The organism is Halomonas sp. KM007 (genome assembly GCF_050709225.1).
GTDB lineage: Bacteria > Pseudomonadota > Gammaproteobacteria > Pseudomonadales > Halomonadaceae > Vreelandella > Vreelandella hamiltonii.
Genome location: NZ_CP136131.1, coordinates 3,072,352 through 3,083,880 on the forward strand (window position 1 = coordinate 3,072,352; position 11,529 = coordinate 3,083,880).

Annotated in this window: 9 protein-coding genes; 6 read left to right on the forward strand and 3 right to left on the reverse strand. The window is 61.4% G+C overall.

Going from position 1 to position 11,529, the window contains the following annotated elements:
- Positions 1-111: 111 nt before the first annotated feature.
- Both RVM27_RS14555 and aat read right to left on the reverse strand, forming a co-directional pair.
- Positions 112-846, reverse strand: a complete 735-nt coding sequence (locus tag RVM27_RS14555; RefSeq protein WP_498956890.1) for an aspartate/glutamate leucyltransferase — start codon at positions 844-846, stop codon at positions 112-114.
- A 31-nt stretch (positions 847-877) separates the two neighbouring features.
- Entirely contained in the window at positions 878-1,627 is a 750-nt protein-coding gene (gene aat / locus RVM27_RS14560; RefSeq protein WP_100731192.1) for a leucyl/phenylalanyl-tRNA--protein transferase, read from the reverse strand.
- Between the two features lie 118 nt (positions 1,628-1,745).
- Between aat and RVM27_RS14565 the strand changes: the two genes are divergently transcribed.
- Positions 1,746-5,006 carry a DNA translocase FtsK gene (locus RVM27_RS14565; RefSeq protein ID WP_287807202.1) on the forward strand — a complete coding sequence of 1,087 codons (3,261 nt, stop codon included), beginning with the start codon at positions 1,746-1,748 and terminating at the stop codon, positions 5,004-5,006.
- A 149-nt stretch (positions 5,007-5,155) separates the two neighbouring features.
- A complete protein-coding gene (gene lolA / locus RVM27_RS14570; RefSeq protein ID WP_016914486.1) occupies positions 5,156-5,809 on the forward strand; it encodes an outer membrane lipoprotein periplasmic chaperone LolA in 654 nt (217 codons plus the stop codon).
- A 62-nt stretch (positions 5,810-5,871) separates the two neighbouring features.
- Here the strand turns inward: lolA and RVM27_RS14575 are convergent, their stop codons facing one another.
- Positions 5,872-7,206, reverse strand: coding sequence for a replication-associated recombination protein A (locus tag RVM27_RS14575; protein WP_287807199.1), 1,335 nt, complete (start codon positions 7,204-7,206; stop codon positions 5,872-5,874).
- 237 nt (positions 7,207-7,443) lie between these two features.
- Here RVM27_RS14575 and RVM27_RS14580 point away from each other — a divergent pair, with 237 nt between their 5' ends.
- From RVM27_RS14580 to trmA, 4 genes are all read left to right on the forward strand, one after another.
- Positions 7,444-7,989, forward strand: coding sequence for a hemerythrin domain-containing protein (locus RVM27_RS14580; RefSeq protein WP_039176212.1), 546 nt, complete (start codon positions 7,444-7,446; stop codon positions 7,987-7,989).
- Positions 7,990-8,153: 164 nt separating this feature from the next.
- A complete protein-coding gene (locus RVM27_RS14585; protein ID WP_498938374.1) occupies positions 8,154-9,311 on the forward strand; it encodes an RNA-guided endonuclease TnpB family protein in 1,158 nt (385 codons plus the stop codon).
- A gap of 229 nt (positions 9,312-9,540) precedes the next feature.
- The gene (gene murI / locus RVM27_RS14590) at positions 9,541-10,338 is read left to right on the forward strand and encodes a glutamate racemase (protein ID WP_287807427.1); all 798 of its coding nucleotides are present in this window, start codon (positions 9,541-9,543) and stop codon (positions 10,336-10,338) included.
- Positions 10,339-10,387: 49 nt separating this feature from the next.
- Positions 10,388-11,497, forward strand: a complete 1,110-nt coding sequence (gene trmA, locus RVM27_RS14595; RefSeq protein WP_498956891.1) for a tRNA (uridine(54)-C5)-methyltransferase TrmA — start codon at positions 10,388-10,390, stop codon at positions 11,495-11,497.
- Positions 11,498-11,529 lie beyond the last annotated feature (32 nt).

Below are 11,529 nucleotides of genomic sequence, written 5' to 3' on the forward strand. Positions count from 1 at the left end.
GTCGTGGTTGGTCAGAAATACACTCATCGCGCATCGGCAAACGCCGAGGCGCTCAGGAACAGCGCTATATTGTGCCGTAAGCCTGGCGTCAAGGCAAAAAAGCTGGCCTGTTTAGCGAATCAAAGGCCGCCAATGACGCCCGTCCAGCACCTCGATGGGTGAGAATGCCTGCTTGTAGCGCATTTTGCGGCACTCCTCGATCCAGTAGCCCAGGTAAAGGTGCGGCAACTGTCTGCTTTCACAAAGCGCGATGAGCTGCAGGATGGCGTAGGTACCCAGCGAGCGTTTCTCCAACGCGTCATCCACTTTGAAAAACGTGTAAATGGCCGACAAGCCGTGCTCCAGCTGATCGAACGCGGCCACGGCCACCAGCTCATCCTCGTGGCGCAGCTCCATCAGATGGGCGTAGGGCTCCTGCAGCGTCAGGAAAGTACGGTACTGGTCACGACTGGGTGGGTACATGTCGCCGTCGGCATGGCGCAACCGAATGTAATCGGCGTACAGCGCGTAGTGGCCGGGGTCGAAGTGGGCGGGCATGACGCGCACCGTGATATCCGTATTACGTTGCCAAACCTTGCGCTGGGTGCGGTTGGGCTTGAAGCCGTTGACGGGAATGCGCACCGAACGACATGCATTGCAGCCTTCGCAGTGTGGGCGGTACAAGTGTCGCCCGCTGCGACGAAACCCTAGCAGAGATAGCGAGTCGTATACCCCGGGTACAGGCGACTCCTGTGGGTCGAGAAACAGCGTGGTCGCTTCCTTGTCGGGAAGGTAGCTGCAGGCATGAGGAACGGTCAGGAAGAAGCGCAGATCCCGCACGGGGCGGCGAGGAGCGTTACTACTCACGGCTTGCCTCCTTGAGTGGACAGTGACGCCGTCATCTCGCCTCGATGGCATTCGGCAGCGCATCAAGCCAGGGCGAGGCGGGCACGACAGGCGTCTGATCAGGGGTTGAGGGTAAGCAGAATGTTTTTTCCGGTAACCACTGTTCAAGATAGTTGATGAACGTGCGGCGAGCGACTGTTGTTGCGCCCAGGCTGGCCAAGTGGGGGGTGTGCATCTGGCAATCGATCAACTGGCCGCCATGGGACTGCATGGCATATGCCAGGTGGGCGAGAGCGATCTTGGAGCCATCGGGCACGCGTGAGAACATGGATTCGCCGAAGAACACCGGCCCCATGGCCAGGCCATACAGGCCACCCACCAAATGCCCGTCCTGATGTACCTCGATGCTATGGGCGATGCCCAGAGTATGCAGGGTGTGATACGCGTGGCGCATCTCGGCGTTGATCCAGGTGCCGGGTTCGCCCCGGCGCGGCGCCGCGCAGGCATCCAGCACGGCTAAAAAGTGTTGATCCCGCGTCACACTGAAGCCACCATGGCGCAGGCGTTTAGCTAAGCTGCGACGTAGCTTAAACTGTGCAGGCAACAGCACCATGCGTGGGTCCGGGCTCCACCACAAAATGGGGTCGTCATCGCTGTACCAGGGAAAAATACCCTTTCGGTAAGCCTCGACCAGCCACGCTGGTGTAAGCTCTCCACCGGCAGCCAGCAGGCCGTTGGGTGACGCCAATGCCTGCTCGGTCGACGGGAAAAAGGGGGTTGGCGAGGAGAGCCAGGGTAGCATCGCTTGCTCCTGTGACAAGTAGCTTGATTAGAAGCGCTGTGACGGCGGAAGGATGCTCGGTATGATGCAAACTCGCAAGTGGATTAAAGACACCAATGTGGTGTAAAGGGAGAATCGCTTGAAAGTAAATAAGGCGGTAGACAAGCGAACGCAGCGTAACGCGCGCCAGTCACCATCTCGTTCATCGACGCGTGTCACGGCTGCAAAGGATAAGGCGCGCCGGTTCGGCTTGCGCCTGCAGGGCTCGGTACGCGAAGGCGTGGTGGTGGTGATGCTGGCCATCTGCGTCTTCTTGCTGTTATCACTGTTTAGCTATCACCCGGCCGATCCGGGTTGGTCCTACCAGGGCCCTGAAACACAGGTGCGTAACTGGATGGGCCCGGTTGGCGCCTGGCTGGCCGATGTGCTCTATTCACTGTTGGGGGCCAGCGCTCTGTGGTGGCCAGGCATGTTCGGTTATTCGGCCTGGTGGTTGATGCGCTCGCGCCAGGTGCGTTTCGAGCTGGATCCGGTGGCCATTGCCGTGCGCGCGGGTGGCCTCGTGTTGCTGATGTTTGGCACCACCACGCTGGGCGCACTGCATTTTTATCATCCGAACAGCATTTTGCCCTACGCCTCTGGTGGCATTCTGGGAGAAGGGCTGGTGGGTACGCTGAAACCGCTGGTGGGCAGCGGTGGCGTGGGCTTGATTGCTGCGGCGCTGATCCTGATCGGCTTTCCCCTGTTCAGCGGTACTTCCTGGCTGCAGGTGGCCGATGAAGTAGGGCGCAGGCTTTGCCGAGTGGGTGGCTGGTTCGGTGCGCGTCGTGCCAAAAGCCGCGAAAAGCGTGCCGAGCGTGCTGCCGTTCGCGCGGCAGGAAAAGCCGCGGCCAGCAAAGTGAAACAGCGCTCCTGGGTCGAGCCTAGCGATACCAGTACCGACCCAGAACCCGACCCGGACGATGCCTTCTATGCCACGCCTGAACCACAGGGAAGCAGTGCACCCATTTCAGCCCGCCGTGGCGATGACGAAGTAAGCGAGCGCTCACCTGCTCCGCGTCGTGAGCGCCGCGAACCCAGTTTTACGGCAACGGCTCCCGATAGCGATACCTCCATTCCTTGGGAAGCAGCGGCCGTGTTGAGCGAGCGCCATGCTGCACCGTCGAGCGCCCCATCGGCACCGAGCCCCGAGCCTGCTTCCCAGGCGCCTGTTGCGCCCGTGCAGGAAGAGGCCGCTCCCGAGGCCACAGTGCCTGCCAAGGAGCTCGTCAAGGAGCCGATCGAGCCGCCTCGTGAACCAGTGATGTCGTTTTCCGCCACGGAGAAGCCGTCTGCCGCGCCGCAGCCGACAGCGCCCGCTCAGCAGCCATCGGCTTCTTCCGAGCCCGTCAAGGCGCCGCGAGAGCCGAGTTTGCGCTTTGCAGAGCCGGAAGAGGCTGACACCTCAGCACCCAGCTCAGAGGTTGACGAGCCGACAGTCGATGAACCCGTTTCTGAAGGGACGCCGCTGAGAGCTTCCCGAGAAGACGATGCCGCGATGGCCGCGCCCACGTCGCTGAGCGCCCGCGACCCGGACGATGAGACACGTCAAAAGGCGCCTCTGGCCGTCGTTCCCGAACAGGTGGCTGCTTCGACATCGGTTGAATCGGCCCCGGTGCCCCTGGCGGCGGAGCCACGCCGCGAGCGGGTGCCCGAAGTCGTGCCCGAGCCGGTATGGGACGAGGATGACGAAGAGCTGCCCGTCTGCCCGGCGCCGATAGCCACAGGGCCACGCCATGAGCCAACCCTGGCGGCAGATACGCCGCCGGATGCAGAGCCCGATAATGGCCCTACGCTGTGGACCGTCGAGCATCTGCAGAGTCAGCGACCCAGTTTCGAGACCCAAGATGAGCCCGAGGGGGAGGTGCCCAGCCTGCAACTGCTGACCCCGCCCGAGCCCCATCAGCCCAACTACACAGACGAGCAGCTGGCGGACATGGCCGAGCTGCTGGAAGTCCGGCTGCGTGAATACGGGGTCAAGGCAGAAGTGGTGGACACTTGGCCCGGGCCGGTCATCACGCGTTTCGAAATCAAGCCCGCCGCTGGGGTGAAGGTCTCCAAGATCAGTAACCTGGCCAAGGATCTGGCACGCTCGCTGATGGTGAAAAGCGTGCGCGTGGTCGAGGTCATCCCGGGGCGTCCTACGGTCGGTATCGAAATACCCAACCCTCATCGGGCCATGATTCGATTGCGCGAAGTGATCGACTCCGACCGCTACCAGCAGGAGAGCTCACCGCTGACCATGGCCCTTGGCCAGGACATCGGTGGCGGTCCCGTGGTCGCCAATCTGGGCAAGATGCCGCATCTGCTGGTGGCCGGTACCACGGGGTCGGGTAAGTCGGTCGGGGTCAATGCGATGCTGATCTCGATGCTGCTGAAGGCCAAGCCTGACGAGCTGAAGCTGATCATGGTCGACCCCAAGATGCTGGAGCTGTCGGTATACGATGGCATACCGCATCTGCTGGCCCCCGTGGTGACGGACATGAAAGAGGCCGCCAACAGCCTGCGCTGGTGCGTGGCGGAAATGGAGCGTCGTTACAAGCTGATGGCTGCCATGGGAGTGCGCAACATTGCGGGCTTCAATGGTCGGCTGGAGGAGGCCGCTCGCGCCGGTGCCCAGGTGGCGGACCCCCTGTGGGAGCCGGAGCCCTGGGAGATGCACCAGACGCCCCCGATACTGGAAAAACTGCCCTATATCGTGGTGGTCATCGACGAATTCGCCGACATGTTCATGATCGTGGGCAAGAAGGTGGAGGAGCTGATTGCCCGACTGGCCCAGAAAGCACGGGCGGCCGGTATCCACCTGATTCTGGCCACCCAGCGCCCCTCGGTGGATGTGGTGACGGGCTTGATCAAGGCCAATATTCCCTCGCGGATGGCGTTCCAGGTATCGTCACGAATCGACTCTCGCACCATTCTCGACCAGGGCGGTGCAGAGAGCCTGCTGGGGCATGGCGACATGCTCTACCTGCCGGCCGGGTCTGGCCCGCCCAATCGTGTCCATGGCGCGTTCGTGGATGACGACGAGGTGCACCGGGTCGTCGATGACTGGAAGCGACGCGGTGAGCCGGAGTACATCGACGAGATTCTCTCGGGCGGTGTCTCTGCCGACGCGCTGACGGGCCTCGAAGCCGAAGGCGTGGAGGGCGACGATGCCGAGCAGGATGCGCTGTACGATGAGGCGGTCCAGTTCGTCACGGAAACGCGCAAGGCGTCCATCTCGGCGGTTCAGCGCCGTTTCAAGATTGGCTACAACCGCGCGGCACGCCTGGTGGAAGCCATGGAAGGGGCGGGCGTGGTCTCCTCCATGGGGGGCAACGGTTCCCGCGAGGTGCTGGCGCCGCCGCCGGTGGGCCATTGAGCCATCGGTATTCGTCAATCATGCAACAAGCGTGAAAGTCGCGCCGCAGGTGCAACCCTGCGGCGTCTTTCGCGTCTGAATGGCATCAGGAGCAGCGCTTGCTCCGTGCCTCATCCGCTTTTGGCAATGACTGCCTAGGGAGAATCACTATGCGCGAACCTACTCAACGTCGCTCGCCTGCATTGGCATTGGCTGCTAGCGCACTGGGGCTTACCTTTGCCGCACCCATGGCCTGGGCCAACGAAGCGGCCGAGCGTCTCACCGAGCGTCTCGACCCTCTCGAGAACTACCATGCCAGCTTCGAGCAGCGGATTCTCGATGGCAGCGGCCAGCGCCTGCAAAGTGCTCATGGCGAAATGTGGCTGTCACGTCCTGGCTTGCTGCGCTGGGAAGTCGACGCTCCCTATTCGCAAACCGTCGTGTCCGATGGGGAAGACGTTTACCTGTACGACCCGGACCTGGAGCAGGTCACCGTTCAGGCCATGGATGACCGTGTCACGCACACGCCGGCGTTACTGCTTTCCGGAAGTGCCACCGAGCTGACGGCCAGCTACGACGTGTTCTACGAGCAGCAGGATGGCGATGACGTCTTTACGCTGATTCCCACCTCTGCCGATACGCTGTTCGAAGAGCTCAGCATGGTGTTCGACCAGCAAACCCTGACCGAGCTGTGGATGATGGACAGCACCGGGCAGCGTACTTCGATCACCTTCAGCGATATCACCCGCAATGGCAGCATCGACCGCAGCCTGTTCGACTTCGACATCCCGGACGGCACCGATGTCATCCGTGAAGAGTGGTAGGCAGCGTGCTTTCTGTTTAAAACGCTCTTTTCGCTCAGCGTATCTCGATGAGCGTATCTTGATCAGGCACCCTCGGGTGCCTGATCTGCTTGTTGGTCCTGCTGTGCTCGCCACGCCATGATCTCGGCAAAGCGCTTCTCCTGACCCAGCTCACTGGGTTCGTAAAAGCGGGCGGCCGGTATCTCGTCTGGCCAGCAGTCGTGTGCGCTACCGGCCGGGTAGCCGTGGGGCTCGTGATGGGCGTAACGGTAGCCTTGCCCATGGCCCAATTGCTCCATGAGCTTGGTCGGGGCGTTACGCAGATAGCTGGGGACTTCCAGCTGAGGCTGCTGTGCCACGAACTGTCGAGCACTTTTCCAGGCTTGGTCGATCCGGTTGCTCTTGGGGGCCACCGCCAGGTGAATGGCGGCATGGGCAATGGCGCGCTGGCCTTCGTAATCACCCAGCCGCAGGTAGGCATCCCAGGCGGCGATCACCAGTGGCAGCGCCCGTGGGTCGGCATTGCCTACATCTTCCGAGGCAATGGCCGTCAAACGGCGCACGATATCCAGCGGGTCACCGCCTCCCTGAAGAAAGCGCGCCATGTACAGCAGGGCGGCGTCCGGGCGCGATGAGCGAACCGACTTGTGAATGGCCGAGAGCAGGTCGTAGTAGGCATCCCCCTGTTTGTCGAAGGCGCTGGCCTGATGGCCCACCACGTCGGCCAATACCGCTTTACGCAGCACTTCATGGTCTTCGACGGTGTCGGTGAAGTCGCAGGCCGTCTCCAGTAGCCCCAGAGCCCGCCGGGCATCGCCAGCGCTGGCGTGGGCCAGCGCTTCCAGCACCCCCGATTCCACCTGAATGCGCCGTTTGCCGAGCCCTCGGCTGTCGCTGTCGAGAGCCTGCTGCATCACCTGTATCAGCTCTTGCTGAGAGAGCGATTTGAGCACGTAGACCCGAGCACGAGAAAGCAGCGCCGAATTCACTTCGAAGGAGGGGTTTTCCGTGGTCGCGCCGATCAGGGTCAGCAGCCCTGACTCCACGTGGGGCAGCAGCGCGTCCTGCTGGCTCTTGTTGAGCCGATGAATCTCGTCCAGAAACAGCAACGTGGGTGTTTGCCGCTGGCGGGCGCCGTCGACCACCAGCCGAATCTCCTTGACCCCGGCCATCACGGCACTCAAATGCTCCAGGTGCGTGTCGGAGGCGCGGGCCAGCAGTTCGGCCAGGGTGGTCTTGCCCACGCCGGGTGGCCCCCAGAGAATCATCGAGCGAACGACACCCGATTCGGCCATGCGGCGCAGCGGCTTGTCTGGCCCCACCAATGCCTGCTGGCCAACGTATTCGTCCAGCGTCAGGGGGCGCATGCGGTAAGCAAGCGGTGCCTCTTCGGTGGAGTGAGTATCAAAAAGATCCATGGCAACTTCCGTTGTAAATCGTTACGTTGAACATTCAACGCTTAACAAGTGTCTGTGGTAAAGAGCGCTGCGTCAGGCTACCTTTTGGCGTGACTGGGACGTTCGGCGTTAGTTGGTCAAATCCCCAGGCGCAAGACAAGGATTAACGCTAGTGTAGTAGAACCCTGCTCATGGTCGCGTACCTTGGCTTCTGTAGGGGAGGCATGAGGTATGACACTTATCAAAGGAGACGGCACGATGTTAAACCAACTGCGTCTGGATCATGCCAATATGGCGCGCATGCTGCATGTGCTTCAGCTCAGGCATAAAACGCTGGCTGACGGAGAGCGCCCGGATTTTCAACTGATGCGTGAAGTAGTCGACTACATCTTGTCTTACATGGATGGTTTTGCCGCACCTCTGGAGCGGATCTGTGTCGAGCGGCTACAGGTTCAAGCGCCGGAGCATCAGCCGCTGATGACCCAAATGGCCGATGACTACCGTGAGCTCAAGCCTCGGTTGATGCGCCTGTCCCATGATATCGACATGATCCTCATGGACAACATTCTACCCATGGACCGTTTCGCAGACGACCTGAAGGCGTATCTGGAAGCGCACCGCGCCTATCTGCGCCACGAGCGGGAAGGGCTGTTCCCGCTGATCGACCAGCACTTCACCTCCGACGAGCTGGAAGAGCTGCGCCAGGCACTGCCGGATGGCGCGGAGCAGGAGCTGGAACGTCTCCAATTGGCCTACCCTGACCTTTACGCCGAGTTGCGCGGTGCCGAGGTGCCCTCGCTGTAATTCCTGCGTTGCCCCCTTCAGCGCTGGACGGGGCGTGTTAAACTAGCGCCCCGTTTTGATCAAATTGCGCGTCAAACCTCGGCCTTCCAGGCCGGGGAAGGATAGCGCGAGGCGTGCAGCGCCTCTTGGTTGACAGGCTATATTTACCGCGCTAGATTAAAGTCATGATGACCGTACACCGCGCCTACCGTTATCGTTTTTATCCTACGCCTGAGCAAGCCGATCAGCTTGCCCGGACGTTTGGCTGTGTGCGGTACGTCTACAACCACTTCCTGCGCCAGCGCACCGATGCCTGGTTCAAGCGCCAGGAGCGCATGGGCTACAACGCCACGGCCAAAGCGCTCACCAGCCTCAAGAAAGAGCCGGACACCGCCTTCCTGGCCGAGGTGTCCAACGTCTGCTTGCAACAGTCGCTCCGGCATCTGGATCGGGCCTTCAGCAACTTCTTCAAAGGCCAGGCGCGGTATCCCACCTTCAAGAAGAAGCAGCGCAAGCAATCGGCCACTTACATGGCCAACGGCTTTCGCTGGCGCGACGGCAAACTGTGGCTGGCCAAGCAAAAAGATCCGCTGGCTATCCGCTGGAGCCGGTCTTTTTCCGGCACGCCGAGCAGTATCACGGTGAGCTGTGACACTGCTGGCCGTTACCATGTCAGTTTTTTGGTGGAGGAAGCGGCCACACCACTGCCGGTCACCCCCAAAATGGTCGGCATTGATCTGGGGCTGACGCACCGCGTCATCACCAGTGACGGCGACAAAATCCCCAACCCGCGTTTTTTGCGGCGCACTGAGCGCAAGCTGGCACGGGCGCAACGGAACCTGTCGCGTAAACAGAAAGGGTCGCAGAACCGCGCCAAAGCGCGTCATCGGGTCGCCAGGGTGCATGCCAGGCTGGCCGACCAGCGCCGTGACGCCACCCACAAACTTTCCACGCAGCTTATTCACGAGAACCAAGTCATTGCTGCCGAGAGTTTGCAAATCAAGAACATGGTCAAAAACCGCTCACTGGCCAGGGCCATCAGCGACGTGGGCTGGCATCAGCTCACCCAACAACTGACGTACAAGGCCGAACGATACGGGCGTGATTTCGTCCAGATCGACAAGTGGTATCCCAGCTCGAAGCGTTGTTTTCACTGTGGTCATATCACCGAGAAGATGCCACTGAACGTCCGCACCTGGGGCTGCCCTGGCTGTGGCACCCAAGGCATTGACCGCGACGTAAACGCTGCCCGCAACATACTGCAATCGGGCAAAGCCATTCTGGCCGGGGCTGACAAGCTTCGCCAGCATGAGAAAACTACCGTGGGGCTCACGGGAGGTTAAGCCTGTGGAGCGTGTGTAAGACCTGAGGTGCTATCACCAGGGGCAACGGGCTGCGAAGCAGGAACCTGGAAGGCAACAACCAGGGAATCCCCTTCCTTTCCGTCGTCAGACGGCAGCGCAAGCTGAGGGAGGGGAGGAGGTCAATATCTATGCAAACGTTCATGCAAAGAGGGTAGTGCAGGGTGGGCAACGTATCCCCAATATCGATTGATCGGCCGGATAACCGCTGATGCCAGGCCCCGTACTGGTATTCGACTCTGGTGTGGGCGGGCTGTCCGTGGCTCAGTCGCTGCGTCAGCACTATCCCCATGCCTCGCTGTGTTACGCCTGCGATAATGCCTGGCTTCCTTACGGTCTGCGCGATGACGTCGTGCTGGCCAAACGCATCGTGACCGTTTGCCAGGCCGCCGTGGCCGCCTGCCAGGCCAGCGTGCTGGTGGTGGCGTGTAACACGGCCAGCACGCTGGCGCTGGAAGCGTTGCGTCAGGCGCTGTCGGTGCCGGTCATTGGTACGGTGCCTGCCATCAAACCCGCCGCGCAGGTCAGCACGACGCGCCATATTGGCCTGCTGGCCACCTCGGCTACGGTCAACCGCCCCTACACCCAAGGATTGATCGAAAGCTTCGCCAGCGACTGCCGCGTCACGCGGCTGGCGGCAGACCCGTTGGTGGTGGAAGCCGAAGCCTGGTTGGCAGGCAAGCCGCTGAACGCCGCCCGCATTCAGCAGGCGCTGGCCCCGCTTTGGGAGGCGGCCCAGGCGCCCCCTGCCCTCGATACCGTGGTATTGGGGTGTACGCACTTTCCGTTGCTGCAGCCGCTGCTGGTGTCGCTCTCCCCCGTGCCGCTGGCCTGGGTGGACTCCGGGGACGCCATCGCGCGGCGCGTTGGGCAGGTAGCCGCCACGCTGATCAGTAGCGTGCCGGATGGCCGTTGCTTTACCACGGCGCCCGCCGCTGCCCTGGCCGATGGCATGGCGCGGTACGGTTTCAGTGCCCCCCAGCTGCTCGCGCTGCCCGACGCTGATTAACGGCGAACCGCTGCCGCTAAGTTCAATTTTCCAGTCAATAGGAGCCACCTTGGCCATCCCCTCCGTCGATCCGGCACGCTACGCCGAACAGCTGGCTGACAAACAAGCCTACGTAGAACAGATGTTCGCGGACTTTGCGCCGCCTGGGCTCGAAGTGTATCCCTCGCCCGCCAGCCATTACCGGCAGCGCTGCGAGTTTCGTATCTGGCATGAAGACGATGATCTGTTCTATGCCATGTTCGAGGTCGATCCTGACAACCCCAAACAGAAGCGGGTCATTCGTCTGGACCAGTTTGCCGTAGCCAGCGAACGCATAAACGAGCTGATGCCGCAGTTGCGGGATGCCTTTCTGGCCAGCGATGTGCTGCGCCGTCGGCTGTTTCAGGTGGAGTTTCTGACCACGCTGTCGGGAGAAGCGCTGGTCACGCTGATTTACCATCGTCCGCTGGACGACGCCTGGGAAGAGCAGGCGCGCGCCCTGGAAGCCGAGCTGGGCATCATGATCATTGGCCGTTCGCGCAAACAGCGCCTGGTGCTCAGCCGTGACCACGTCTGGGAGCGTCTGGAGGTGGATGGTCGTACGCTGCACTATCAGCAGGTCGAAAACAGTTTTACCCAGCCCAATGCGCATATCTGCCAAACGATGTTGAGCTGGGCCCGTGAAGTGACGGCCGGACGTCAGCAGGAAGACCTGGTCGAGCTTTATTGCGGAAACGGCAACTTCACCATTGCGCTGGCGGAGAATTTCCGACGCGTGCTGGCCACGGAAATCTCGCGCACCTCGGTGGCCAGCGCCAATGTCAACCTGGAAGCCAACGGGATCAACAACGCGCACGTGGCGCGCATGTCGGCAGAGGAGTTTGCGCTGGCGCTGAAAGGCGAAAAAGCCGGACGGCGAGTGGCGGAGATGGGGCTGGACGATTACCGTTTCTCCACCGTGCTGGTCGACCCGCCCAGAGCCGGGTTGGACGAGCAGAGCTGCGAACAGCTCAGCGAGTACGCGCAAATCGTCTATATTTCATGCAACCCGGTCACGCTTGCCGACAATTTGGCGCAGCTCACCAAAACCCATCAGATCGAGCGTTTTGCCTTGTTCGACCAGTTTCCGTTTACCCATCACTGTGAGTGCGGAGTGCTGTTGACACGGCGTAGCGCTTGAGCGCAAGTGTCATGGGCCGCTTGTCAATAGTG

What these genes read in the sequence shown, in the direction of transcription:
- RVM27_RS14575 (WP_287807199.1), bottom strand. Translation starts at nt 7,206, where the DNA reads ATGGATCTTTTTGATACTCACTCCACCGAAGAGGCACCGCTTGCTTAC.
- RVM27_RS14585 (WP_498938374.1), top strand. Translation starts at nt 8,154, where the DNA reads ATGATGACCGTACACCGCGCCTACCGTTATCGTTTTTATCCTACGCCT.
- aat (WP_100731192.1), bottom strand. Translation starts at nt 1,627, where the DNA reads ATGCTACCCTGGCTCTCCTCGCCAACCCCCTTTTTCCCGTCGACCGAG.
- murI (WP_287807427.1), top strand. Translation starts at nt 9,541, where the DNA reads ATGCCAGGCCCCGTACTGGTATTCGACTCTGGTGTGGGCGGGCTGTCC.
- lolA (WP_016914486.1), top strand. Translation starts at nt 5,156, where the DNA reads ATGCGCGAACCTACTCAACGTCGCTCGCCTGCATTGGCATTGGCTGCT.
- RVM27_RS14580 (WP_039176212.1), top strand. Translation starts at nt 7,444, where the DNA reads ATGTTAAACCAACTGCGTCTGGATCATGCCAATATGGCGCGCATGCTG.